24 protein-coding genes are annotated in these 26,988 nt (G+C 37.5%); 14 read left to right on the forward strand and 10 right to left on the reverse strand.

All coding sequences use genetic code 11. The features are described from left to right. Window positions 1-80: 80 nt before the first annotated feature. The 4 genes from SJY45_RS02305 to SJY45_RS02320 all read right to left on the reverse strand — a co-directional run bounded on the left by SJY45_RS02305 (window position 81) and on the right by SJY45_RS02320 (window position 3,440). Window positions 81-1,802, reverse strand: coding sequence for a phytoene desaturase family protein (locus tag SJY45_RS02305; RefSeq protein WP_400073127.1), 1,722 nt, complete (start codon window positions 1,800-1,802; stop codon window positions 81-83). Window positions 1,803-1,908: 106 nt separating this feature from the next. Then, window positions 1,909-2,595, reverse strand: coding sequence for an SGNH/GDSL hydrolase family protein (locus tag SJY45_RS02310; RefSeq protein WP_400073128.1), 687 nt, complete (start codon window positions 2,593-2,595; stop codon window positions 1,909-1,911). 13 nt (window positions 2,596-2,608) lie between these two features. Continuing rightward, window positions 2,609-3,082: a hypothetical protein gene (locus tag SJY45_RS02315; protein WP_303405745.1), complete on the reverse strand. Its 474-nt coding sequence runs from the start codon at window positions 3,080-3,082 to the stop codon at window positions 2,609-2,611. 73 nt (window positions 3,083-3,155) lie between these two features. Further along, on the reverse strand, window positions 3,156-3,440 hold the full coding sequence (locus SJY45_RS02320; RefSeq protein WP_400073129.1) for a hypothetical protein: 285 nt from the start codon (window positions 3,438-3,440) through the stop codon (window positions 3,156-3,158). A 147-nt stretch (window positions 3,441-3,587) separates the two neighbouring features. Between SJY45_RS02320 and SJY45_RS02325 the strand changes: the two genes are divergently transcribed. The 8 genes from SJY45_RS02325 to SJY45_RS02360 all read left to right on the forward strand — a co-directional run bounded on the left by SJY45_RS02325 (window position 3,588) and on the right by SJY45_RS02360 (window position 12,526). Next, entirely contained in the window at window positions 3,588-4,727 is a 1,140-nt protein-coding gene (locus SJY45_RS02325; protein ID WP_215914489.1) for a Gfo/Idh/MocA family protein, read from the forward strand. A 268-nt stretch (window positions 4,728-4,995) separates the two neighbouring features. Continuing rightward, entirely contained in the window at window positions 4,996-6,534 is a 1,539-nt protein-coding gene (locus SJY45_RS02330) for a hypothetical protein (protein ID WP_215439289.1), read from the forward strand. A gap of 87 nt (window positions 6,535-6,621) precedes the next feature. Continuing rightward, a complete protein-coding gene (locus tag SJY45_RS02335; protein ID WP_400073130.1) occupies window positions 6,622-8,469 on the forward strand; it encodes a cytochrome-c peroxidase in 1,848 nt (615 codons plus the stop codon). A gap of 114 nt (window positions 8,470-8,583) precedes the next feature. Beyond that, a complete protein-coding gene (locus SJY45_RS02340; protein ID WP_400073131.1) occupies window positions 8,584-9,699 on the forward strand; it encodes a fasciclin domain-containing protein in 1,116 nt (371 codons plus the stop codon). A gap of 219 nt (window positions 9,700-9,918) precedes the next feature. Then, window positions 9,919-10,782, forward strand: a complete 864-nt coding sequence (locus SJY45_RS02345) for a helix-turn-helix domain-containing protein (RefSeq protein WP_400073132.1) — start codon at window positions 9,919-9,921, stop codon at window positions 10,780-10,782. 97 nt (window positions 10,783-10,879) lie between these two features. After that, window positions 10,880-11,329: a MoaF-related domain-containing protein gene (locus tag SJY45_RS02350; RefSeq protein WP_400073133.1), complete on the forward strand. Its 450-nt coding sequence runs from the start codon at window positions 10,880-10,882 to the stop codon at window positions 11,327-11,329. Window positions 11,330-11,458: 129 nt separating this feature from the next. After that, window positions 11,459-11,656, forward strand: a complete 198-nt coding sequence (locus SJY45_RS02355; RefSeq protein ID WP_289040064.1) for a hypothetical protein — start codon at window positions 11,459-11,461, stop codon at window positions 11,654-11,656. A 21-nt stretch (window positions 11,657-11,677) separates the two neighbouring features. Further along, entirely contained in the window at window positions 11,678-12,526 is an 849-nt protein-coding gene (locus SJY45_RS02360; protein ID WP_400073134.1) for an NAD(P)H-binding protein, read from the forward strand. A 26-nt stretch (window positions 12,527-12,552) separates the two neighbouring features. Here SJY45_RS02360 and SJY45_RS02365 read toward each other — a convergent pair whose 3' ends face one another. The 4 genes from SJY45_RS02365 to SJY45_RS02380 form a co-directional block, all read right to left on the reverse strand. Beyond that, window positions 12,553-13,647: an aldose epimerase family protein gene (locus SJY45_RS02365; protein WP_400073135.1), complete on the reverse strand. Its 1,095-nt coding sequence runs from the start codon at window positions 13,645-13,647 to the stop codon at window positions 12,553-12,555. A 122-nt stretch (window positions 13,648-13,769) separates the two neighbouring features. Continuing rightward, the gene (gap, locus tag SJY45_RS02370; RefSeq protein WP_289040061.1) at window positions 13,770-14,759 is read right to left on the reverse strand and encodes a type I glyceraldehyde-3-phosphate dehydrogenase; all 990 of its coding nucleotides are present in this window, start codon (window positions 14,757-14,759) and stop codon (window positions 13,770-13,772) included. 202 nt (window positions 14,760-14,961) lie between these two features. Next, on the reverse strand, window positions 14,962-15,408 hold the full coding sequence (locus tag SJY45_RS02375; RefSeq protein ID WP_215439303.1) for a DUF1348 family protein: 447 nt from the start codon (window positions 15,406-15,408) through the stop codon (window positions 14,962-14,964). A gap of 54 nt (window positions 15,409-15,462) precedes the next feature. Beyond that, the gene (locus SJY45_RS02380) at window positions 15,463-16,023 is read right to left on the reverse strand and encodes a TetR/AcrR family transcriptional regulator (protein ID WP_400073136.1); all 561 of its coding nucleotides are present in this window, start codon (window positions 16,021-16,023) and stop codon (window positions 15,463-15,465) included. 367 nt (window positions 16,024-16,390) lie between these two features. Between SJY45_RS02380 and SJY45_RS02385 the strand changes: the two genes are divergently transcribed. The 3 genes from SJY45_RS02385 to SJY45_RS02395 all read left to right on the forward strand — a co-directional run bounded on the left by SJY45_RS02385 (window position 16,391) and on the right by SJY45_RS02395 (window position 21,051). Then, window positions 16,391-17,653, forward strand: a complete 1,263-nt coding sequence (locus SJY45_RS02385) for a cell envelope biogenesis protein OmpA (protein WP_400073137.1) — start codon at window positions 16,391-16,393, stop codon at window positions 17,651-17,653. Between the two features lie 172 nt (window positions 17,654-17,825). After that, window positions 17,826-19,685: a PorP/SprF family type IX secretion system membrane protein gene (locus SJY45_RS02390; protein WP_400073138.1), complete on the forward strand. Its 1,860-nt coding sequence runs from the start codon at window positions 17,826-17,828 to the stop codon at window positions 19,683-19,685. A gap of 724 nt (window positions 19,686-20,409) precedes the next feature. Continuing rightward, window positions 20,410-21,051: a response regulator transcription factor gene (locus SJY45_RS02395; RefSeq protein ID WP_215439307.1), complete on the forward strand. Its 642-nt coding sequence runs from the start codon at window positions 20,410-20,412 to the stop codon at window positions 21,049-21,051. A gap of 139 nt (window positions 21,052-21,190) precedes the next feature. Here SJY45_RS02395 and lpxD read toward each other — a convergent pair whose 3' ends face one another. Next, the gene (gene lpxD, locus SJY45_RS02400) at window positions 21,191-22,186 is read right to left on the reverse strand and encodes a UDP-3-O-(3-hydroxymyristoyl)glucosamine N-acyltransferase (RefSeq protein WP_400073139.1); all 996 of its coding nucleotides are present in this window, start codon (window positions 22,184-22,186) and stop codon (window positions 21,191-21,193) included. 282 nt (window positions 22,187-22,468) lie between these two features. Further along, window positions 22,469-23,422: a 23S rRNA (adenine(1618)-N(6))-methyltransferase RlmF gene (gene rlmF / locus SJY45_RS02405; protein ID WP_400073140.1), complete on the reverse strand. Its 954-nt coding sequence runs from the start codon at window positions 23,420-23,422 to the stop codon at window positions 22,469-22,471. Between the two features lie 172 nt (window positions 23,423-23,594). On the opposite strand from rlmF, the gene SJY45_RS02410 reads away from it, so the two are divergent. The 3 genes from SJY45_RS02410 (at window position 23,595) to SJY45_RS02420 (ending at window position 26,940) form a co-directional block, all read left to right on the forward strand. Next, window positions 23,595-24,893: a DUF2254 domain-containing protein gene (locus tag SJY45_RS02410; protein WP_400073141.1), complete on the forward strand. Its 1,299-nt coding sequence runs from the start codon at window positions 23,595-23,597 to the stop codon at window positions 24,891-24,893. A 152-nt stretch (window positions 24,894-25,045) separates the two neighbouring features. Further along, window positions 25,046-25,678, forward strand: a complete 633-nt coding sequence (locus SJY45_RS02415) for a nitroreductase family protein (protein WP_400073142.1) — start codon at window positions 25,046-25,048, stop codon at window positions 25,676-25,678. A gap of 71 nt (window positions 25,679-25,749) precedes the next feature. Further along, entirely contained in the window at window positions 25,750-26,940 is a 1,191-nt protein-coding gene (locus SJY45_RS02420) for a DegT/DnrJ/EryC1/StrS aminotransferase family protein (protein WP_215439317.1), read from the forward strand. Window positions 26,941-26,988 lie beyond the last annotated feature (48 nt).

Below are 26,988 nucleotides of genomic sequence, written 5' to 3' on the forward strand. Positions count from 1 at the left end.
TTAAGAAGTATTATTAAAATATGATAGAACAAATGGTCTGCCGAGTACAATAAATTGACAAAAACGACCTAGTATATATTTTATGTATTAATTTCTTCGCTTTTGTTTTTGGCCCGAGCAGTTTTGACCGCTATTTTTTTCAACATCCACTCAGGGTAATCTGTGGAATCTTCAGCCTCGTAGATTCTAATATGTTGGTCTTCTTGTGGTTTTTTAAGGTCATCCGGATCACATTCCAGAATTTGGGCTGCGGTATCTACACCTGAATGGGAAACTCCTGCTACGCCATGGGAAAGAATACTGGCCCCGCACAAATAGAGGTTCTTAATTTCACTTTTTGCTTTATAGGCAAACGGACCAATATGCTTTAAACTTTTTTCAGTACCATAGATATTACCGTCCGTGGTGTTCACGTAAAACTTATTGGTCAAAGGTGTGCCTAAGTCTTTCTGAATTATGTGCTTGCTAATTCCCGGAATGGCTTTTTCCAGACCGTTTATCATTTTTTGCATCAATAATTCCTTAAAATCCAAGTATTCTTGTGAGCGCTCCTGGTTTTCGTTCTTAAACATCTCAAATGCCTTATAATCAACGAGGGTGATAGCCTCAATGCTATGATGTTTGCCGTCAAAGCTAGATGGATCTTTTAAAGTAGTACAACTAATGAACATTCCTTCAAAAGCATCTCCTTTTGAAATGTCCGATGCTAACATACTATCGTAAAAATCATCCGTGTCCTTATTGGGCATCATCCAGATGTTTCCGGAATCCAATCCTGCCTTGCGCAAATCCATATCTACAATCAAGAACAGCATTAAAGAAGTGCTTGAATATTTGGTATTAGCGAGCTTCTTTTGAAATTTAGCACTTAAATTTTCTTTTCCCACTAAATCATTATACGTTATGCCCACATCGGCATTGGATACGATGGTATTGGCATAAAGCTGTTGTCCATTTTCCAGAACAACACCAACTGCTTTTTTTTGCTGATTTCCTTCCAATACTATTTTGGTAACCGCCGTACTGGTACGAAGTTCACCACCGTGTTTCTTTAACGTATTGGTCATTGCTTTGATTAGGGCCCCACCACCGCCCATGGGGTAATACCCACCTTGAAAGTAATGGTACATTAAAGCACTGTGCAGTACAAAGGGAACTTTTTTGGGTTGCACGCCGTGATCACCACATTGTATATTCAATATGTTTTTTAAAAGCGGATTTTTTATATGCCAACCTATAACTTTCCTTACGCTGAACATCCCATATTTGCCAAAATGTTTGGTTTTGAACGGTATGGTGAGTTTTTGCCAAAACCCCTTAAAGTAGGGGAGGGAATACAATTCTTCACTTACTTTTCGGGTAAGGTGAAGGTATTTGTGAATTTGCTTTTTTTCTTCGGGAAACCTTGATGATAACCGTTCGATAAGTAAATCAAGATTAGCGGGAAAATCAAAACGTTCTTTGCCTATCCGTACATGTTCATAAGCATCCGGGTTCATTCTAAAAAAGACCAAATCGTTGGCAATACCTAAACCTCGGTATAGGTCATTGGTTGCTTCACCCTCGGCCATCAGGCCCACATAATGCACTCCAGGTGTAAATCTATGTCCGTTTAGGTAAAAGCTGTGGCACCAGCCCCCAGGAACGTCGTGTTGCTCCAATACTATAACTTTCTTACCTGCCCTGGCCAAGCAAATAGCTGTGGCCAAACCACCTGCTCCAGACCCAATTATTATAGAATCATATGTGTTGGATGAATCTTGGGAATTTGTTGAATCGGAATTTTGTACTGTTTCTTGCATTTGCAGGTTTAAAGTGTAGGATTCAAAAATAGAATCACGACCGAAGATATGTATAAACAGCTATTTTTTTGTGTTCAGCACATGTTCCGCAGCAAATAAGTTTATTTTAATTATTCAAAGCTTGGGCAATAGCTTCTTCTACTAACGGTTCCATGACTTTGTAACCTTCAACCGTTGGATGAACGCCGTCCTTGGCATATTTCTTTGGTAAACCATTTCTTTCGTCCGCTAATGCAGAAAAATAGTCCAAATAAATATGGCCTTTTTTCTCGGCGAATGCCTTGATCATTTTATTCAGCTTAACTATTTTTTGAGCCGGTTCCATGCCGGGCTTCCACGGGTAGTCAAAAGCGGGAAGCGTAGAGGAAAGCACTACTTTTATGTTGTTGGCCTCGGCTATATCTGCCATAGATTTTATGTTGTCCATAATCATTTCTAAAGTAGATGGCCCTGTATTGCCAGCAATATCGTTAGTGCCGGCCAAAAGAACCATGACCCTAGGTTCAAGGTCTACCACATCTTGTCTGAAACGAACAAGCATTTGTGGTGTGGTCTGGCCACTAATACCTCTGTTAACATAAGGTTTGTTGGCAAAAAACTCCGGACGAGAATTTATCCATCCTATGGTTATGGAGTTTCCCATAAAAACAACTCGGTTTTCATTGGCAGCTGGTTTAGCCAGTTTTGCATTGGCGTCTTGAAATTCACTTAAATTTGGCCAATCCTGTCCTTTTATTCCATTGATTATTCCTAGTCCCATTAATAAAGCGAGTAACGTTGGTTTTAGTTTCATTGTGTTTGTTGAGTTATCTGTTTGGTGGGTTGTTGAATTCCTTTTTGTCCTCTAGTGTAAGCGGAACTTCTTCTAGGAACTTTCTTTGGGAAGGTTTTTGCATGAAGAGGTAGACCACTAAAAATATAGCAATGACCAAGAATAGAGCATTACCGTTAAACCCGTAAGCAATTATGGCCAAAAAAGCAGGACCTTCTATAAGAGCGTATTTTACAATGGTAGCCGCTTGATATTTTTGCATTTTTAAAAGAAGACTATCCGTTTTTTTTATGGCTTGCAATTGTTTTTTGAATATAAACTGACTCATGAAATAACCAAATGCACCTACAATGGGTATGACATAGATAAAGATGTCATTGGGGTCTGCATTGGCTATAAAAGTACCGTTGTTTAGGTATTTAAATGTCCCAAAGGCGATAATGCCACCAACCAGTGCCAAATGAATTATAGATAACGTTTTGAAATATGAGGAAGGTTTGGCAGACATTAAATTTTTAAGTTAAGAAAGGCTTATAAAGGTAGCCTTTCAACCGGAAATATAAAAATTAATTGAGCAAGGGCTATATAAAAAAAGCCCAATAGATATAGAATAGAATTATAAAGGTCAGGACTATTGATAAAACGTAAATCATGATTTCAATGCGCAAGTTGTTTTTATGCTGCATTCTAATATTTTGTTTCAATATTGCCCATTCTCGGGCACTTAGTTTTTTAAATTCAACTTCCGTTTTACTCGTTCCATTTTGACAAAGCTCCTTTAAGTCCTTAAAATTACGCTTCTTTAAAAGTGACCTGTTGGTTCTTAAACTCGTAATTGCATGTGCCATAAAACCTTCACCTGCCATATGTTATTTTTATGTATAGGTAGTTAATTCTTTTAAGATGTTACGGGTATTGGAAAGAATTTATTTTCTATTTTGAATTTGAGATGCTTCACTTTAGAAGCCAATATTATCTGTATTTTAGGAGGGGAAATTTAAAAGGGACATAAAATGAAAAAAATATCAAGAAGAAGTTTTAATTCTAAACTATCAAAAGGTATCGCAGGAACAGCTGTTTTGAGCAGTGTTGGATTAGGTTATGGTTTTTCTTCGGGAAAGGAAAAGAAAAAACTGGGTATAGCTTTAGTAGGCTTGGGCAGTTACAGTAGCGGACAATTAGCTCCAGGCTTACAGGATGCCGAGAATTGTTATCTAGCAGGAATCGTGACCGGAACTCCGGAAAAGGAAAAGGTGTGGATGGAGAAGTACGGCATACCTAAAAAGAATGTGTACAACTATGATAATTTTGATTCTATTGCCAAGAATAAGGATATTGATATAGTCTATGTAGTTCTACCCAACAGTATGCACGCGGAGTTCTGTATTCGTGCAGCAAAGGCAGGAAAGCATGTTATTTGTGAAAAACCAATGGCCATAAGCGTAAAGGAATGTGATGCTATTATTGATGCGTGCAATGAGGCTGGAGTAAAATTATCTGTTGGTTACCGTATGCAATCTGACCCTTATACCAACGAAATTAAACGACTGGTAAAGCAAAAACCTTTTGGTAGCGTACGCTACGTTTCTTCCGATGCGGGATATATTTCTAGGGGAAATCCTGACCAATGGCGATTGAACCATGCGCTTTCCGGTGGTGGGGCATTAATGAATATGGGTGTGTACAGCATACAGAGTAACATATACGGTACGGGTCAAAACCCAATATCCGTTGCTGCACAGGAGTTTAGTTCTAGACCGGAGTACTTTAAGGATACAGATGAGAGCATTACCGCACAGATGGAATTCCCTGATGGGGTTGTGGGTAACTTATTTACTTCACATAACGCCAATGCCAACCGGCTTTTTGTGTCTTTTGAAAAAGGTTGGGCAGAACTTAATCCTTGCCATAATTATGGGCCGCTGAGCGGACGCACATCAGACGGAAAGGAAATAAAATTCCCGCACCAGAGTCAGCAAAAAGTTCAGATGGACGATTTTGCAAAACATATTATGCTGGGGACTACAAACTATGCACCTGGTGAAATGGGCAAACGAGATATGATTATTGTAGAAGCTATTTACAAATCAATTAAAGAAGGAGGAAAAAAGATTCCTTTGGATTTAGGTGATATGGGTATCGTTCGCGAGTAGGTTATTACAGAACTTAATAATGATAACTAGGATGGTGTAAAAGCCATCCTTTTTTTTATTTTATAATTCCATGTGGCATATTATAAATCCGTTTTTCATGCCAAAATCAGCTGCTATTTAGAATCAAAATAAATGGTAACGTTAAGCTAACGATTTAACACAAACTTGAACTTTAGTTTAAAGTATGACCACGGTCAGTTAACAATATTTGGGATTTGCTAAGATATTTTTGTTCAAAATTAGTATAACTAATAACCAAAAGAACAAAATGAAAACAGTATCTAAATTGTTATTACTAGCAGGTTTGGTAGCTACTACTTCCTGTGAAAAATTAGAAGAACATGTTGGGCATGGTGGTCCAAAAGAAGATGAAGGAACAATGTTCGAGAACAAATCGAATCTTGAGCCTTTAGTAGTAATGAATTCAAACTTTAACTTTGTAAAACCTTATTCTTTAATCAGTTCTACTGATATTTTAGAGGACGGTTTTCAATTGGTAGGTGCTCAAGATGGAGCCGGTTTCTTAAAAGAAGGTAACGGTTACATGTATATTGTAAATGCTGAAGATGATTATGCGGTTAGTCGTATCCATTTAGATAAAAACTTAAACCCTACAGGCGGTGAGTGGTTATTGAACTCAGGGGTTGCAGATTTCGCTCGTCAGTGTTCTGGTACTATGTGGGAAGCTGCCATTCACGGTGGTGCAAAAGATATTTTTCTTTCTGCTTCAGAAAGCTTTCACTATGATGTTAAAGGTATAGACCCTCATGTTGCCGTACCTACGCCAACTGCGGATTTTGGTTTAGATGCTTTAGGTGAGTTCTCATGGGAAAACGCTGTTCCTTTACCAAGAGATACGTATAAAGGTAAAACGGTAATTATAGGAGGTGATGATGACTCTAGCGGTTCGGAAGGTCAGATTACTCTTTATTACTCTGAAAATGGGGATGCCGATTTAACCAATGGTAAAATTTACGTTCTTAAATTAAAAGAAGTTGCTTCTGGTTCTACAGATGCAGACGGTAACCCGATTGCGCCAATGGCTGTTGAAGAAGGTGTTATCTATAACGAAGGTCAGTTGGCTTTTCAAGAAACATATGCTTTCGAATTCGTTGAAATCGAAAACGGTGCGGCTATGACAAAAAATGAAATGGAAGATGCTTGTGTTGCTGTAGGTGCTTCTGCTTTTATGCGTGTTGAAGATGTTGATTACCAAAAGGGTTCTGTTGACAATGCAAGAAATGTTTTCGTTGCCGTAACAGGAAGAGGTCCAGGAAGAGGTACTTACAACGATTGGGGTACAGCTTACAAATTGGAGCTGGATGAAGAATCTCCATTGACTGGAAAAATCACTCAAATTATTAGTGGTAATACAGATACGAATAACATGGATGGTAACCTTCCTGAGCTTCAGAGTCCTGATAATATTACGGTTACAGAGAACTTTGTATACCTTCAAGAAGATCCTAACTCTTTCGATAGAAACCACTCGGCCGCTATTTATCAAACGGATTTAAACGGAAACAATGCAAAAACAGTTTTGGAATTATTGATCAGAAATGATCTTGATCCATCAGGAAGCACTGGTTTCAGTGGAGAATTTGGTGCATTGGTAGATATCTCTGACAAGGTTGGTGTTGATGATACTTTCTTGTTGAACCTTCAGCCACACTACTGGCAGAATGATGATTACAAGAGCAAAGATGGTCACGATATGGAATCTGAAAACCCTGATGCAATTGCAGCAGGTGCTAGAGAAGATAACCAAGGTGGTCAAATCATTATCTTAAAAGGTTTGCCTAGATAAGACGATACTATTTTATGGTGAAAGACCTCTATCTCTTGATGGGGGTCTTTCCCTATTTTATAATTTTTGTTTCAACTTACTTCTGTTATGAATAAATTTCTCCTCTTTTTTTTATCGATATTTTGTATTCTTTCCTGTAAAAATAAAAATGAAGAACTAGCAAAGGTTGACCATGTCAAAACTAACGACTGGAGTTATGCACAAGAGTTCTATATAAAAAATATGACCAAGGCGGTAGATTTGATTGATACCTTGAGTAAAATGGATGCAGAAAGCGATGAGGCCAAAAAAATCTTCAAAGAGCTCCGAGTTGCCTTTAAAAAAGCAGAACCCTATGCATCATATCTAAACCCAGAAGTTGGGCACCGTGCCAATGGACCCGCTTTACCCGTTTTTGCAGAAGATACGGAACGTATATTGAGCCCTATTGGATTACAGAAAATAGAAGAGTCTATTTATGAAGGCGGCGAATCACCCGCCGTTTTTAAAAAAGAAACGGTTCTGACCAAAGGTTTAATGGTTAATTTATTGAAAAATGTTACCGAACGGGATTTAAGTGCCGAGCGTTTTTTTATAGCCACTCATCAACAACTTTTACGAATCATTAGTTTAGGTATATCTGGTTTTGATACACCGGTAAGCGGTTTGGGACTTTCGGAAAGTGAGGTCTCGTTGCGAGGGTTGGAAGAGGTGTATAATCATACGTTGCGTGATATCATACAGGTAAAAAATAGTGATTTAGATACTGAATTTCATCAAAATATAGCAAAAGCGGTCAGTTTTCTTCAAAAAAACAACGATTTCAACACTTTTGACCGTTACACATTTATACGGGATTATATGAATCCTATTACGAGAAATTGGGTCAGCATAAGAAAGGAAAGCGGACTTTGGAGCGGTGTAGATAACAAACCTTTTAATTTTGATGCGCCTACTTTTTTTGAAAAGGATGCGTTTAACCTAACCTATTTTACGCCACCTATAAATAGAAATCCATCCGAAAAACAAATTGCTTTGGGCGAAAAACTGTTTTTTGACCCTAATTTGTCGCAAACGGGTAAAATGGCCTGTGTAACTTGTCACATGCCGGAAAAAGCCTATACGGATGGTATACCTGTGAATACGGGTAACAATGGAAGCCCTTTACAGCGTAACGCACCTACATTAATAAATGTTGCGTTTCAAAAAAGCTTCTTTTGGGATGGCCGTGCAGAGAATATTTTGGATCAAATTTCATCCGTATTCAATAATGAACAGGAATTTAATACAGGTGTGCATGAATTCTCTACGGACATATTAAAGGATACTACTTATCACGTTTTATTTGAGGAGGCTTTTGGAAGAATTTCCAATAGGAACACAGATATCATTAAAGCTATTTCATCTTATATATCTACTTTAAACGGATTTGATTCTAAGTTCGATAAGAATATGAGAGCCGAAGAAGATTCGTTTACTTCCCAAGAAAAATTGGGTATGAATCTTTTTATGGGCAAGGCGTTATGCGCTACATGTCACTTCATGCCGCTAACAAATGGAACAGTGCCACCATTTTATGCAGAGACCGAAAAAGAGGTCATAGGAGTTCCGGAAACGGCCGAAAACAAAATTTTGGATGACGACCTTGGTTTTTACTGGCGTTATAATAAACCTGAGCATTTGGGAATGTTCAAAACTCCTACCGTACGTAATTCGGAATTTACGGCACCCTACATGCACAATGGGGTGTACAATACGCTGGAAGAGGTTATGGATTTCTACAACAAAGGCGGTGGTGGCGGAATGGGCTTTGATTTGGAACACCAGACCTTACCTTTTGATGAATTGAAACTCACCCAAGAAGAACAAAAGGCCATTATAGCATTCTTAAAGACCATGTCCGATACAAACGTAGATGATGAAAAAACGGCCCAATTGGTTGTTGCCGAGCCCTAATTCAGTTTTTTTCATAGTTAGATTTAAAGTTTAGCTAACCTAGAATTAAACTAAGGCTAGGCTATGAATTTTAATAAAGAACTAATTTGTCGCCCAGATAAAACCGTTATGAAAATGATACGTACAACCCGCTTTACTAAAAAATTATGCATGCTCTTTTTGGGGGTGTCCATGGCTATAGGATGTTCCAAAGGAAGTGATATTTCAGATGATATAGAGAATGAGATTGGAAAAGAAGAGGACAAGACCGAGGAACCGGTAACCGAATCTCCAAAGGAGGAGACACCAGAGGAAACCTTGTTGAATGCCGCGGAATTTATTAAATCCGTAGATAGTTTAACCATCTCTGCCAATGCGTTGGATACTATAGATGATTCGTTAGTAAACATGCTTTCCGATGAAAGCGAAAAGATTACATTTTTTGTACCTAGCAATGAAGCGTTCACAGGATTTTTGGCTTCTTTAAAAGAGTATACGGATGTTTTGGATTTTGAAGAGGATTTGGAAAAGGAAATCCTTTCGCAAGTATTAAAATACCACGCCATTATTGGAGGAGCTAATTTTTCTACTGAACTTTCAAATGGTTCCATTTTAGAGACGCTACAATCCGAAGAAATTAAAATTACGGTAGATGGTGATGTGTATATCATAGATACTACGGAGATAGATGCTAGAATAACTGCAGCGGATATTGAGGTGGCCAATGGTGTTGTTCATATCATAGATAAGGTTCTTATACCCGAATCCGTTTTGGCAGATTTGTTCCCCAAAAGTACCTTGATTAATTTAGTGAACCAGACCGAGGAATTATCCTTGTTTGCAGAAGGTATTGCAGAAGCTGGTTTAGAAGATATATTCAACACTGGCGAGTATACGGTTTTTGCACCTACCAATGCAGCTATAGAACAGTTATTCAAAACTTTGGGAGATGATTACAATTCATTTTCGGATTTTACCAATATTTTGGAGCAACAAGCGCTTAAAGAAATTATTTTAGGTCATGCCGTAAAAGAGGTAATTGCTCGTAATGACTTAAAAGTAGGCATATTGGCCACTTTAATTGAAGATGATTCGGTAGGTGTTGTAGAAGGAGCCGCAGGTTTGGCGCTTCAAGATGCTTCTGAGTTTAAAGCTAGTTTTGTTGAATTTGATATTGAAGCTTCCAACGGGGTTATCCATACTATAGATAAGATTCTTATCCCTCAAAAAGCACTTTTGCTTATTAATTAAGCAAAGTTTCCCAAGATTCTTTTGAAATTTTTAAACCGCCCTATTTAGATGTTATGCATTGGAATAGGGCGGTTTTATTTTGATTTTTTGTTTGGTAAAGTTAATAGGCGGATTCAATGATTGGTTGGTAATACCTTTCTATGATGCTATGGTCCTTCTTTATTCTTAATTTCCCTATCTTCAATCTATAATCGATATTACAGTAGAAAAAAAAGACGGGTGATTGATATTCCCAACATAGCATTTGATGGAGAGGAACACATTAAGGATTTTGATGTACTGACGATATCCGACTTATCGGCAAAAATAGATAGAGGTTTAGACCATGACCCTAAAAAGCCCCATCGTATCCACTTCTTTGCTTTGCTCGTCATTACTGAAGGGGAGGGGTATCATGAAGTTGACCTGCAAAGGTATCAGGTAAAAGTAGGTTCAGTATTGAAAATAGCAAAAGGGCAAGTGCATGCCTTTCAGCAAAAAATTGGCTATAAAGGTTTCCTTGTCATTTTTACAGAAGATTTTATTCTTAGATTTTTTTCAAAACCTTCAATTGAGTTCATTTCCCATTTATACAATTACCATATTTCTGACCCCTTGGTCCAAAGTAGTGGTTTAAATGATTCTTTTGTCCATCAATTACGGGAAGAATTACAGGTAGAATACAGTTATGGACAGCAGAATATTCTAGCCAAAATACTGGAACTGTACCTGTTAAAGTTAGAACGCATTTCTGGGGCTAAGCGAATCTCCAATCAGGATAGAGATTACTATCCGTTGTTTCTTCAATTTAAAAACCTTGTAGAAAAAGACTTTGCCACAACTAGAAACGTGAAGGATTATGCTTCTAAGATGCGTATCTCTACCAAGCATTTAGGGAAACTAGTGCATATTTTTACATTGAACACCCCTAAACATTTCATTGATCAGTATGTAGTTCTGGAGGTAAAACGTGCTATACTAAGTACGGATAAAAGCCTAAAGGAAATAGCCTATGACATGGGTTTTGACGAGGTAACCAACTTCACCAAATTCTTTAAAAAACACACAGAGGTAACTCCAAAACGGTTTAAAGCAGACTTGTAGATCTTTAATCTCATATTTACCATTCTTTTTTAACGATTTACCTACTCTATAGGTGGGTATTTTGCCAATTTTGTACTGAACTTTTAAATCAAAGAAAATGAATTCAAAATTAGTAATCTGTATAGGCCTGGTCCTGTTTAGTGTTGGATTTAGTTTTGGTCAACACAAGACCCCCGAAGAAAGTAAATATCAATTTGGAGAGCCAGAACATTTTTTGGATGGTTATTCCTTTAATTTTCAATATCAAAACGGTACCGCTATTCATATGGAATTTGATGAAGGAAAAGCCAAGTATGAATGGGTTGCAGGGCCATCAAAAGGTAATGGAAACAAGGATATTTCCTATAAATCCCTTAAAATGGGAGACGAACTATATATGGTAAGTTGGCATGAAACGGATTTAAAGGATTATTTGACCCTTGTTTTCGATTTTAAAACATTGACCGTCCACAACTCTATCATTATAGGTTATCAGAATAAACCGGAAAGAAAACTTAGAACCATTTCTCAGAGTGGAAAAATTGATCACTTGAAACTAAAGGAATAGGGATATTCCTTTAGTTCATGATGGTGCCATGATTTTAAGGTGAATTCCCATATGTACCATTTTTGTGCAGGGATTCACCTTTAACCGTGATTCGTGTTTTATAAACTTTGCACAACAAAATATTGTATTATGAGTCAAGTAGCGATATGCCCCACATGTGGTAGCAAATCTAAAGTAAAGGAAAAGGAAGGCGTTGTTACCTATCAAGCAGTTCAAGACGAAGAGGCCTTCAAAAAAATAGGTCAGATGAAAAAGGCCATGGAAAAATTCAAGAAGAAAGCAGAAGAGCTAGAACAGGAGCTTGAAGCTTTAAAATTAAAAATGTAATCTACCTAAAAACATACGATTATGAAAATTGCAGTTACTTCAGCCAGCGGTCAATTGGGTTCTTCAATTGTAAGGCACCTTATTGATGCGGTAGGAAAAGATAAAGTTATAAGTATAGCTAGAACTCCTGAAAAGGCAGAATCTCTTGGGGTTGAAATTAGAAAGGGAGATTATAATAATCGTGAGGATTTTGATGTTGCTTTAAAAGGTGTAGATGCGGTTCTGTTAGTTTCTGGTATGGACGACCCAAAGAAAAGAATAAAGCAGCATAGGAACGTTATTGATGCGGCCAAGGCAAACGGTGTTAGAAAAATAATATACACCAGTATCGTTGGAGAGGAGAAAGCGTCTGCATTTAGCGCTGTGGTAGAAAGTAACAGACAGACCGAAAAGGATGTGAAGGATTCGGGAATGCAGTGGGTCATTGGCAGAAACGGAATTTACATAGAACCGGATTTGGAATATATAGATACATATATAAGTGAAGGTGAAATCAGAAATTCTGCGGATACCGGAAAATGTGGTTATACCAGTAGGGAAGAATTGGGGTATGCCTATGCGCAAATGCTTTTAAAGGCAAATCATAATGGTCATATTTACAATCTGGTGGGTGAGTCCATTACCCAAAAGCAACTGGCAAATTACATAAATGATGCTTATGGTACGGATTTAAACTATACTTCCATATCCGTTGAAACTTATGAGAAGGAACGGAAAGAAGCACTAGGAGGGTTTATAGGCACAATAATAGGCGGCATTTATCAAAGTATGAGAAATGGAGCTTATGATGTACCGTCCGATTATGAAAAAGCTGCGGGAAGGCCACATAAATCACCCAAAGAAATGATAGCCTACTTTAAGAATGGTTAAAGGGAATGGATAACAATATCCTCCCTTTATTTTTCAATCCCGAAATCGTAAATTATAGTTTCCGTATATTTTTCTCCAGGTTTTAATAGGGTAGAGGGAAAATTAGGATGATTCATGGCATCGGGAAAATCTTGGGTCTCTAAGCAGAGTGCCATGTGAGGTGTATAAGCGATATTGTACTTTCCCGTAATATTATCAAGGCCGTTACTGGCGTAGACCGTTATTCCCGGCTGTGTGGTAAATACTTCTAGTTTTCTGCCGGATTTGGGTTCTATAACTTCAGCGGCCTTCGTCATTTCATCACCCTTTTTGTTCAATACGTAGCAATGGTGATACCCGTTAAGGGGAATATCATGAACTTTATCACCTACTCGTGTAAAGTTAGAAAGGTCCCAAGCTGTACCTTTTAAAAGGGGCAATCTTCCTGTAGGGGTAATGTCTTCATCAAATTCGGTATACCTGTCTGCATCTACCATAACCCTATGGTCATAGATTAAGTCCTTGGCACCATTCAAGTTGAAATAACTGTGGTTGGTCATACTTACATGCGTGTTCTTATCGGTTTTGGCTTCAAAGGTGATATAAATTGAATTGTTCTTCGTTAGAAGGTAAGTGGCATAAACATCAAGATTACCAGGAAAACCAAAAGAACCATCTGGAGATAAATAATGGAACTGTAAACCATCGCCTTTTTCGTTGGAGACAACCTTGGCGTCCCAAACGGCATCCCTAAATTCATTGCCGCCGTGAATAGCAGTGCCTTCTTCGTTTGCAGCAAGTTTATAAACGGAATCGTTCATGATAAACTGCGCATTTTTTATTCTATTGGCATACCTACCCACGGTTGTACCAAAACTAGGGTGGTCTTGCAGGTAATCATCCAAATTGTCAAAGCCCAAAACTACATCGTCTAGTTCTCCGTTTTTATCCGGTACAAAGAGCGAAGTAATGATGCAGCCCATATTCATAATCTGCATTTTCATACCCGTAGCATTGGTAATGGTGTAAAGAGAAACCTCCTTACCTTTTACCGTTCCCCAATGTTCTTTTTTTATGGACTGTGCATTTACGGTAAAGTTAACCAACGTTAAAAAGGCCCCAATGTATAGTGTTTTTTTCAAAATTTGAAATTTAAAAATCGCATCAAATTACGAAAAACAAAAAGGCGCATAAAGTAAAAACAGGTCAAACTATAAAGCTTGACCTGTTTTTTGAAATTGAATTATGAGTAATTCAGTTCTATTTATAAACTCTGTATTTGGCGTATCATCTGATTGGTGAAACCCCATTCGTTATCATACCATGCCAAAACTTTGAGTAAATCCCCATCTACTACTTTGGTAAGGGAAAGGTCTGCAATTGAACCATAAGGGCTTTTAATAATATCGCTAGAAACCAAAGGCGCATAAGTGGTCTGTAATACCTTTTTGTAACGGTCCGTTTGTGCTTCTTCCTCCAATATGGCATTGATTTCCTCTGCAGTCACGGTTTTTTCGGTTACAATAGTAATGTCCGAAATAGATCCAACCGCAACAGGAACGCGTACCGCCATACCATCAAACTTACCCGCATATTCTGGCAATGCTTTTGTGGTAGCTACAGCAGCTCCCGTGGTGGTGGGTATGAGGTTATTGATACCGGAACGTCCCATTCTAAAGTTTCCTTTGCTAGGAGAATCTACCATGGCATTAGAACTGGTATCAGCATGTATGGTAGTCATTATAGCCTTTTTTATACCCACGCGACGCCCTAAAATTTCTATAATAGGGCTAATGTTATTGGTGGTACAACTGGCACAGGAAAAGATACTGGTCTTACCATCCTCAGAATTTACACCGTGAACAACAGTTGGTATTTCAGGACTTTTAGCCGGACCTGACAGAACTACGGTTTTGGCTCCGGCTTTAATGTGCCTATCTGCATCGTTATATTTGGTAAAAATACCGGTACTCTCAATTACAACGTCTATATCCAGTTCTTTCCAGGGGAGGTCTTCTGGATTTCTTTCGTTAAAGAATTTAATGGTATTGCCATCTACTATAAGTTTACCCTCTTCAAAATCAACTGATTTTTCAAACTTACCATGAACACTGTCAAACTCCAATAAGTAGGCAATGTTCTCAATACTGGCAATATCATTTACGGCTACCACCTCTAATTCCGGAGTTTCAAGTAATACTTTTAATGCGGTACGGCCAATACGGCCCATTCCATTTATAGCTATTTTTTTCATAGTCTAATTTCTATACTATTAGTTTTTAGGTTTAGTAGACAGCCATTATTTATTGTATGTCATCTACACTCGATTTGTCGTAAATGAACCCTGAAACCAACAATCTCTTCGTTAAATTGAAGTTAATGCCAGGGTTTTGTTTTACGGTTCCATAGTACAGAATAGGAATGCAAATGTTGCGCTCAATAAAATATTTTATGTGTTATAAATCTTGTAAAATATTATGTAGGTCTTGAGATATAGGTCTTGCACTATCTTCTATAGAGGAATGGTTAATTCTCATAATACATTTTTCTATGAGTCCTTCTTCATCAAATTCAAAGATTTCGTTTCCATAGGAGCAAAACCATTTGTTATTTTCAATTCTGTAGTCATAATCAAATTGAACCGCTATGCTTTTATCCGTATGGGCCATATAGGTTTTAGTTACTTCAAAATCCAATTCTTTCTGCCATTTGCGTTCAAGGAACTCTTGAACTTCTCTACGGCAGGATAGAAGGGTAGATTCGTTAACATACCAATTGCAGTCCATGGAGTATATCATGGAAATTTGGTGAGGGTCTTTTGTACTCCAAGTCTCTTCAATTAAATGAACTTTTTGCTTGGCTGTTTCTAGGGTGAAGGGTGGGTTTTGTAGTAGTTGTTTCAAAATGCGTTGGTGTTAGTTCTACAGATTGCTCTGTATGATAGTTTTACATAGTGTTTAACGGTTTAATAATTTTTCACAAGCTTTTCTGCCGGCCAAAATGGGCCAATTATTTTTTTGGATTTGAGAAAGGATAATAGCTCCTTCCCATAGTACTAGAATTTCATCGCTCAATTCCTTAATATCCATCTCATTTGGTTCGGCTTTATTTAATTCATTATATACAAGTTGCCGAATTTCATTTTTGTTCATATAGACCATCTCTTTAATAGAGTTCTGATCTTTTGGGATATCCGTAAAAATATTCTGAAAGCCACATCCTCTGTATCCTGATTCCTTTAACCAGTCAATTAAAAAATCAAACATGGAAAGAACCGCATCTGCGCCAGGCTCTTCTTTGTCCATATTACTCTTTAAAAGAGACATCACCATTTTGTGCTGCCTTTCCAAATACGCAACGGCAATAGCTTCTTTAGATTTAAAGTGCCGGTACATACTATCCTTTGATACTTCGGCGACTTTTAAAATCTTATTGATTCCTGTTTGGTTATACCCGTCTTTGTAAAACAATTCACAAGCCGTTAATAGTATCTTATCCTTTACGGTTTCTTTTCCCATGAATTAAAGGTAGCAGGACTATTATAAACAGACAAGTCTGTACGCTTCAACAAAAGTAGGAAAAATATTAATATGCTACACTATGCTACTTGTTAAAATTTTTACACTTGTTCTTTTCTGAGTTGATTTTTAGTCCTTTAGTGATTTTTTGATATGAACACTCTTTTAAAGATTACTAGTAGTTACTAGTAATAAAAATGTTCTTTAATCTGATTTTTTTGCTCTTGAACCGTAAAAAATGCAGTTTATCGATGATTTTAACATAAAAAAACACGATTTAAGTAAAAACCTATGAATTATTACTAAGTATAGATAGGAGAGTTTTATAGAACTTTGTCGAAGATATTAACCCCTAATCGAATTTATTATGAAAAATGCGCTAACCTACAATGTGCTTTTTGCCTGCGTTTTTTCGTGCTGTTGCAGTTCTATGGACGCTCAGTATTCTAGTAGTAGTAATGCTACCGAGATTCACCAGGCTAACAACAAGAGGATGGAAAATTACCAATACCTTAAAAAACAAGGGTATAAGGATAAAGCCATCTTTGAAGACTTGGGTAATGCCAACTTCTTGAACAAAAACTACGATACCGCCTTGTTCTGGTATGATAAGTTAAAAGAAGTAAGCAGTACCGGCTCTTTAAGTAAGAATTATCAGAAGCGTTATGACTACGCTATGGCCAAATATCAAAATATTGGATCAGCTACCAGTTCCGATATGAATGATTGGGTCGCTCAAATTGAGTCTGATTATAAAGTAAAAAAACAAAATTCTAAAAATATTTTAGATCAACCTTTAACAGAAAGGTATAGAGAATTGGATTTTCAACGTAAGGACGGTCAGTTTATAGTAGATGACCAGACCATAGTTGAGAATGAACTAAGGACTTTCCTAGGTGAGGAGACCGAAGATCATAATGGGTATAAGATGCCCGTTGCCGTAACTCCGGACGGACAGACGGCTTACTTTAGTAAAAAAGTGAAAATAAAACCCTTGTACGGTGTTTTTTCCAAAAGTGAAGAGGTGCATAAAATCTTCAGGGCAGATAAAGTAAATGGTGAATGGAGGAACCTTAAAGAAGTGGCCGTAGCTCCCAAACATGCGTCTGCAATGCATCCCTCTATATCATCGGACGGTAAACGTTTATTCTTTGCCTCCAATATGCCAGGAACTTTTGGTGAGTATGATATTTATGTATCTGCGATTCGTAAAGACGGTAGCATGGGTGTAGCCAAAAACTTGGGTCAAAAGGTAAACACTAAAAAAGATGACCTGTATCCTAATGTAGTTGGCACCAATACATTGTTCTTTGCTTCCGAAGGAAGAAAGGGCCAAGGCGGACTGGATGTTTATATGACGCAAGTTGGTCAAAAAAGTGTAGACCTAGCCGTTAATCTTGGTAGCCCGATCAATAGTGGTGAAGATGATTTTGCCATATCGTTTACATCGGACAATGGTAAAGGCTATGTAATGTCTAACCGTGGTAACAATAAATCCTCGGTTCAGAAAGTAGCTTTCACCTATGCCAACAAAAGACGCGTAGAAGACGAGGGCGAATATAGAGCGCTAGAAGCTTTTAATGTAGATTCCAAAGCAACGTATACTTCCAATTTGTTTGAAGAAGATTAATAAAAATGGGGGATAAGATAAAGCCGGCGATTACCGTCGCCGGTTTATAACCCAAATTTAGGTAATCTAAATGTTCTAAGAAATGCGGACATCTACCACAAGAGTTCCAAATTTCAAAACTATAGAATTCACCGTATTACCACAGTTTTCAATAATCCCAAATATCACTACCATGAGCCACAAAAAAAATAATATCAATACAATTTTTCTGCTCCTTTTACTAGCTACCATCTTTGGTACGCAGTCTAACTACGGACAAGAAGCAGTTACAGAGATCAATACTAAGAGCACCTATCACAACCAGTTGTTCTTTAACAGATTTTTGATCAACCCAACGTTTTCGTTGGTTAGAGAGAACAAATCGTACATAAACATTCTTCACAGAAACCAATATGCTACGTTTGAAGATAATAACCAGAACTACTTTTTAGGTTTTAGTAATAAGCTTAACGATCATGCTGCATTAGGAATTAGTGTATATAGCCAATGGTCCGGGGTTGTTCAGGAATTTGGGTTCAACGCCAATTACGCTACGGCCGTAAAATTAGGAGATGAGAGCAAATTAACTTTTGGTACGAACATAACCTACTATACAGAAGGGCTAGACCAAAATAGAATAGTTGTAGCAGATACGGATACAAAAATTTCGGATGCTAAGAAGGAAAGTAAGGTAGCGGTACAACCAGGGGTAACCTTGTCATTGGGCGGGTTTGATTTTGGACTTTATGCAACTGACCTTTTTAAATATAACCAAACTACCAATGAATTTTTAACGAACTTAAGTACCAAGAGTGTAAAAGCTTCGGTACAGTATTCTCACCAGTTTTTGGCCAATAGAGGTCTTTTTGCCAACGCTCGTTTAATGCCTATGGTTCAAGTTGGTAAGAACAAGGATGGCGGATTGGGATATGTAGGTTCTATATTGTTGGACTTGCCTAGCTACGGTTGGTTTCAAACAAACTTTGATGATGATTATGGCCTTTCCTTAGGTTTAGGTTTTAACCTTAGTAAGCGTATGTCCTTAGGGTATTTGTTAGAAAAGGATTTAATGACAGATGATGCCGATTTAGGATGGAACCATGAGGTATCCTTAGCCTATACTTTTGACAACCATGGCTCTAGTATGGACACCTTTGCAGATGGTTCTGAAGATGCTAAAGTAGACCGTATCGTAAGAAATTATGAGGAACAGATTTTAAGATTAAAGGAAGAGAGTAAAAAGAACAGTCAAAGAAACAATACATCTCTGGCAAATAGAAGCTTTAAAAATACAATTTCTACCGAAATAGAAGATGAAATGAGCGGTATGGCTTACGAAAACAGATTGATTTTGGATGAGATGATCTTAAGACAAGACTCTATTGATGCGGCAAGAGATGCAGCTTTTGAAGAACGCTTAAAGTCTTTGGTAGACGTATTGAAACAAGAAATTAAAGAGAACCTAAAACCACAAGTTGAAGAAGATGTGGTGCCTGTTCCACCAGAATACACGGCTTTGGCTGCAAATACAGAAAATAATACTTCTAAGAAAACAATAGCTAAGCAAGACAATGATGCAAGATTTAATGATGTACAGGATTTCTTGGCCGCCAATGACACGCAAATGTCAGATAGTACTAAAGAAGTAGAGAAGACTGTAGAAGTAGTGGCAGAGACTGAAACAAAGCCAATTGTAGAAGAAGGCGCAGATAAGAAAGAAATTAAGGATTACGTAAAGCTTCCTATCAAGATATTGAACCAGTCAGATATAGTGGGTGTAAAGTCAGGATATTACGTAATAGCCAATGTTTATAAGAACAAAAAGTATTTAAATGCCTTTATGGAGACTTTAAAGGAGCAAGGTCTTAACGCTAGACAGTTTTACAACAAAGAAAACGGTCTGCACTATGTATACTTGGCAGATTACAATTATAAAGAAGATGCAAAAACAGCTTACGTTTCCAATTTAAACGGAAAATACAACGACGAAAAATGGATTATGCAAGTAGATGATCATTCTGCAGTAGTGAACAACATGTACGAAGATCAATAACAATATTAACTTATGGTTAGTGGGACCTGATTTTTTGGTAGAAAATTAGGCTATAAACAGCGGGGGAGGCTCCGCTGTTTTTTTGTTTTTTACCACTATTTTAATAGGTTTCACACCTTTTTTAACTCTTTTTTTAATTTTTAAATATCGATAATTGGTACGAAATTACCGATATAATGCAATGAGATAGGGACTTTAGCGGTAGTTTAACGAAAATGGGCGATCATACAGTAAGCGCATAGGAAATAATTCTTAAGTTTGATTATAATCATACCAAAAGTAACCTATTTATTAATCCCCAAATCTCACAAACCATGTACCATTATTACCTACAACAGCACCACAAGCAAAGCACACTTGACCACTTCATAAAAGTGCAACATCTCTGCGTCTGATAGAGATAAAATTTCAAAGCAATCATTTTAGGTTTTAGCGCCTTACCTACAGCACTAAAACATAACGATTCACCCAGCGTATAACGCGTATATCTGTTTTAGCTTTAAACTAAGACCCGGCAGAATACTGTCATAACCATAGGTTTTTTTCTAAGCTTTAAAAGAACGGATAACAAAATCTCTTGATTTTTTGATCACAGGGAAAGAGCCTTCTTACGCCCAAATTTGAAAAAAATGTCGCTTTACCGAGCGATTATCTATTAATAGTTAACCCAAATTTAACCAGGTATTCTGTTGGTTTTCAATAGATGCCAAAAAATCCCACTACCATGGAATCAAACATTTTAAAAATTATCGTGATCGATAATGATGTAACATCGCATGAATCTTATGAAATGTATTTTAGCTCTTACACGGAGTATTCTTTAAAAGGAATCTATACTTCGGTTAAAGAAGCTTTGGCAGATTACGACCGTATTTCTCCGGATATTATTTTTTCCGAGGTTTCATTGCCGGAAATTAATGGCATAGAAGGTATCCGTCTTTTTAGAAAGAAAGATCCCAAGGTGAAGATTATCATGCTCAGCGCCCAGAACAATTTTGACTTGGTGAAAAAGGCGTTCAAAAATACCGCAAATGGCTACCTATCCAAACCGGTGACTGAACGCGCCCTTTATAATGCCCTAGATTCGATCAAGTCAGAAGGCGCTACCATGAGCAATGATATTATTAGTCAGATCATTTCAAAGTTTCAGCGTAAATCCAATGAATTTTTCTCTGAAAGAGAAAACCAGGTAATAGATTATTTGTGCCAAGGAGCCACATATAAGACCATTGCCGAGAAATTATTCGTTACCGCAAGTGCAATCAATTTTCATGTTCAGAACATCTATTTAAAATTAGATGTCAATTCCAAATCGGAAGCGCTTAGAAAGTTACAAGAATTGGAATATTCCAATGCACTGGTATAAAAGTAGGAATAGTTGCTTTTCCTTGGAGGTTCAATAGGAGGACCTCCAGCTTATAAAGAAAGCTTTACATCTTGTATGTAAAGCTTTTTTTAATGAAGTCTGTTTTGGATATTAGGCTTTCTTTTTACTGATAAACATGCTATTTATTTCTTACTAGCCTTCTTATGGATGCCCATTCTTTAAGCATATCCCTAGCATCTTGGGCAGGGTAGCCCAAAACGGTTTTTCCTGCTTCTACATCGTTCATGACACCGGACCCGGCCCCAACGCTTGCTCCGGAATGTATAGTAGTGTGATCTTTGATTGAAGCACTGCCCCCAATGATAACACCATCTCCTAATGTAACAGATCCGGCAAGTCCGCTATGTCCCGCCATTATACAAAAACGGCCCATAACGCTATTATGCGCTATTTGAACTAGGTTATCAATTTTACAACCATCTCCAATAATAGTGGCACTGAATTTTGCCCTGTCTACACATGAATTGGCACCAATTTCAACATAATTTCCAATGATTACATTTCCTATTTGAGGTATTTTCACCAGCCCACGACCATCATCACTTGGTCTATATCCAAAACCATCTGCGCCAATGCTTACGTTGGTATGAAAAATACAGTGACTGCCAATAACGCAGCGTTCGCGTATGACCGTTCCTGACCAAACTATTGTACTGTCTCCAATTAAGGTTTCATCAAATACGCATACACTAGGGTACAAAATTACATTTGCCCCTAATTCTACATCTTTGCCTACGTAACAATTGGCTCCAATTTTACAGCCATCACCAATTTTTGCGGTTTCATGTATAACGGCGGTAGGATGTATGTCCGTATCAAAACTGGGAGTAGAAGGTTTGAAAAGGGTTAAGATTTCGGCCATTGCCAAATCCACATTTTTTACCCTGATAAAGGCCCGGTTATCTCCGGGTTCAATGGTAGATTTTGGACATACAAGTGCCGCACAGGCATTTGAGGCAGCCCAAAATTTAGAATATTTGGTATTTCCTATAAAGGTAATTTGATTGTTATTCGCTTTTTTTATTTCTTCAGGACCTTCTATTTGTTGACTGGTTGAGCCAATTAATTCGCCTTTTAGAATGTGGTTAATTTCACTTATTGAATAAGATGTCATTGGTTTAAGGTTGGTTAGTTATTAATTAAACAGAAAAGTGAAATCAATATTGCTTTAAAAGCAAGGATGTTACTGTTGGTTATGAATTCATACTTAGTTATTTAGCAGGTCTTTAGTGTAATGTTGAGAGGACTTGGCCATTGAATTATCAATTCTAGGTGTTCTGATAATTCATAGCGAATATACAATGTGATAAACATTGCTATTTGTCACATTTTCACGGGAATATAGTCAAAAAATAGTTGGTTGATGATAAAACTATCAATTAGAAATCAATATTCGTTACCATCTACTCTTTCGCCATTGGTCTTGTTCTTCAGCCGAAAGAAAGCTCCAGGCAACAATTCGGCTAGATTTATTGCCAGTTCCCATAGGGATTGTTTTAACAGTTTGTGCTTCAACTTTTTCCAATAATTTATAAATCCGCTTAAGGTTGGATTCTTTTGATACTAAAGTTGAAAAAAGAAAACAGCTCTGCGCTAATTTTCTACTTTCCCATATCATATTTTCTATGAACTTGGCCTCGCCACCATCATAAATGAGTTCGTTTCCAGCCCCAGAAAAATTGAGTTCCGGTGTTTTTACCTTTTTTCCAGAAAGGTTTTTGATTTTTCTTCGTGTTCCTTTTTGTGCCTCTTCAATTGAAGAATGAAAAGGAGGATTGCTTATGACCAAGTCAATTTGCTGTTCTGGGGAAAGAACCCCACGAAAGATATCCCTGGCGCTCTTTTGTAATCTGCATTCAACTTTTCCCCTGAGCGATGGGTTGGAACTAACAATTTGTTTTGCCGATGCAATTGATTTTGGGTCAATGTCGGAACCAAAGAATTGCCAACCGTATTCTGTAACTCCAATAATAGGGTAGATACAACTGGCCCCAATGCCTACATCAAAACAAGAAATTTTTTCACCAGTAGGTATTGTTCCCAAATTAAATTTGGCCAACGCATCTGCAATGTGGTGAATATAGTCCGCTCTTCCGGGAATAGGAGGGCATAAATTTTCATCGGGAAATTCCCAGTTTTTAATACCGTAATAATGGTTGAGCAAAGCTGTATTCAAAACTTTTACCGCACGCGGATTGGAAAAATCTATGGATTCCACCCCAAATTTATTCGGTTTTATAAAGCTTTTTAATTCAGGGTTAGATTTTTTTAAGGCTTCTAGATCATATCGTTCCCTATTTCTGTTGCGAGGGTGTAGACGCGCTTTTTCTGCTGATTTTTCTGAGGACATGATTTACTTTAGAGTTATAAAGATTTTCAATAGTGCCTAAATTTAATAGCTTATTTACGCATATTGTTGGTTGTTAAAGTGGCAAGATATAAATAACGGGCCAACTTTTTGGATTGGGTTACTTTAATAATATCCAACAAGCTAAAAAGGGTGCTAAAATCTGACTGTAAGAATGAAAAGAATTATAAAATTTTTACAAAGAACATATAGACATGTGTTACGGAGTATTGCTTTTTATCCAGTCCTTATTTCCGTACTATGTGTAACTCTTGCTGTCTTGGCTTTAACGGCCGAAAATTGGGAAGTGGTAAGGTCTATTAAAGATAAGGTACCTTATTTGTTTATTCAGGATTATGAAACGGCCCGTTCTATTTTATCGGTTTTTATTGGAGGGATAATTTCACTTACTGTATTTAGTTTTTCAATGGTTATGGTTGTGTTAAGCCAGGCATCATCCAATTTTTCACCCAGATTACTTCCCGGACTGGTTTCTAACAGTAGACATCAATTTATTTTAGGTATGTATGTTGGTACGTTGCTTTACTGTATCATTATCATTACTTCTTTGGGTGCTCGCGGTATAGATGCAGATACTATGGGGCTTTCTACCATGTTTGCCGCAATACTTTCGTTAACCTGCATAGGATTGTTCGTTTATTTTATACACAGTATTTCAGGAGCCATTCAAATTCAGAATATAATCGATAAAATTTTTAAAAGGTGTAATGCTTATGCAGATAATGTTTTAATGAATGCCGATACAAAAAAAATAGCCCTGCAGTATGTTGATACCTCGGGCTGGAAGGTCTTAAACAGTAACAAGACCGGTTATTTCAGAGGATTTGATAGCAAACTGCTTCAAAAGTCAATTGAGAAACAAGAAAATCAGATTGAGGTTCTACCATACCTAAATAAACATCTATGGGAAGGAATGCCCATATTAAAAGTAAAGGATACAGTTTCTGACGAGGAGATAGAAAACTTAATGTTCTGTCTGGATATTTCATCTGACCGTCATGAGGATGATAAAGGTGTAGGAGGGATGATTAAATTAATGGAAATTGCCGTAAAGGCTATGTCTCCAGGTATTAACGATCCGGGAACGGCTATTGATGCTATTGCCAAATTAGGAAGGTTGTTGCGTAAATATCTGCAATTTCCGCATATAACTTCACAACCCGTAGAGAATGGTAAATGCGTTTTAATATATCATAGTATAACAGCTGCGGAACTAATGCGCACTTTGGTGCAGCCCATAAGGTTATATGCAAAACAGGATAATACCGTTATACATGAATTAATAGGTGCACTTCATTTTGTAACTAACGGCGCCAACATTTCGGACGAAAATAGAAAGGTTGTGTATATGGAGCTTGAAAATCTAAAAGAGGATATTAAATCGAACATTGGTAACGAGACCGATAAAAACCAACTTTTAGCGCTTTATGAAAATGGGATAAACCAATTTTAGACAAGGTTGCAGTAGATTGGGCGATGTTTTATAATTATCCTATTTTTGCGGAAGATTGGCTAAGAAAACATAGTACACCGTTGTATGTATGCTTCTACCCAGAATAGGGCCAATTATCATTTTCTGTCAAAACGGAAACTAAATAAAGTAATTTGGATTCTATAAAATATTTGGAGTGGCGTTATGCCGTAAAAAAGTTCGACTCGGAAAGAATACTTTCAGAAGAGAAAATCGAACGATTAAAACAAGCTTTTAACCTTACCGCAACTTCTTACGGCCTACAGCCCATATCCTTGGCCGTGATACACAATAAAGACCTTCAAAATAAACTGGTAGAGCATTCTTTTGGTCAACAGCAAGTTGGGCAAGCGTCTCATGTCTTGGTTATTTGTATTCAGAATGACATAAACGAAGATTATATTAATCGCTATTTTGAGCAGATTAGAAAGGTGAGGGGAACGAGCGATGAAATTTTAAATCCGTTCAAAAATGCCATGATGGCCGATTTTTCTAAAAAAGAGGGACATGAAATAGAGCAATGGTCTAAAAACCAAGCCTATTTGGCTTTGGGAAATCTTTTAACGGTCTGTGCCATGGAAAAAATAGACTCTTGTCCTATGGAAGGTTTCATTCCTTCCGCCTATGACGATATGCTGAATTTAAAGAAAAGCGGACTCACATCTGTTCTGGTACTTCCCGTGGGATATAGAGCAAATGATGATATGTTTTCGGAATTCAAGAAAGTACGCAAGAATATAGAAGAAAGCATCATTGAGATAAATTGATGTTTTTTCACCTAACACCTAACACCTAACACCTAACACCTAACACCTAACACCTAACACCTAGAACACATATGCCAGGATTTGAATTATTTGGAGACAAGGAACGCCAACAAGTAAATGACGTATTGGATTCCGGAGTGCTCATGCGTTACGGTTTTGACGGAATGCGTAATGGCCACTGGAAGGCACTTGAACTGGAGAAAGTCCTTGCTGATAAAATGCTGGTGAAACATGCCCAATTGGTGAGTAGTGGTACCGCGGCGTTAACCGTAGCCTTGGCAAGTGCTGGGGTTGGAGCTGGTGATGAGGTCATAATGCCCACATTTACTTTTGTGGCTAGTTTTGAGTCTATTTTGGCCATTGGTGCCGTTCCTATTTTAGTTGATGTAGATGATACACTGGCGTTAAATCCCAAAGCGGTAGAAAACGCCATAACGGAACGAACAAAAGTGGTTATGCCTGTACACATGTGCGGTTCTATGGCAGATTTAAAAGCCTTAAAGTCCATTTGCGACACGCATAATTTGTTATTGCTGGAAGATGCATGTCAGGCAATAGGAGGTACTTTTGAAAACAAACCTTTAGGAAGTTACGGAGACTTAGGTTGTTTTTCTTTTGACTACGTGAAAACCGTTACTTGTGGGGAAGGTGGAGCTGTAATAACCAACAACGACGAATATAAGACCAATGCCGATCATTATTCCGATCATGGTCATGACCATGTAGGAAAAGATAGGGGAGCGGAAACTCATCCGTTTTTAGGATATAACTATAGAATTTCGGAATTGCATGCGGCCGTAGGTTTGGCCCAAATAGAAAGGTTAGACGAGTTTCTGGCTATTCAGAAGAACAATTATTTGGTCTTAAAAGAAGCTTTACAAGACTTGGCCAATGTAGAATTTAGAAGAGTTCCAGAAGGAGGAGAGGAGAGTTATGCATTCCTAACGTTCTTTCTTCCGGATGCCCAAACAGCAAAAAAAGCCCATGTGGAACTAGGTAAAGCTGGAGTGGACGCCTGTTTTTATTGGTATGATAATAACTGGCACTACTATCGTGAATGGCAACACTTAATAGAGAAAAAGTCCTTAGGCAAACTACCTTCGGAAGTGTACCGGCAATTACCAGATTATTCAAAATCCGATTTTTCAAAATCGGACCATTGGGTAGGTCGTACCGTTTCTTGCTTAATCAAATTAGGGTGGTCCCAAGACGAGGTTGGGCAACGTGCTCAAAAAATGCGAGAGGTAATTTCTAAGCTTTAATCTATTAACTGAATAGTACGGGGCATATTTCTTCAAGAGATAAAATTT

This window comes from Zobellia russellii (genome assembly GCF_044597075.1).
In the GTDB taxonomy this organism is placed as follows: domain Bacteria; phylum Bacteroidota; class Bacteroidia; order Flavobacteriales; family Flavobacteriaceae; genus Zobellia; species Zobellia russellii.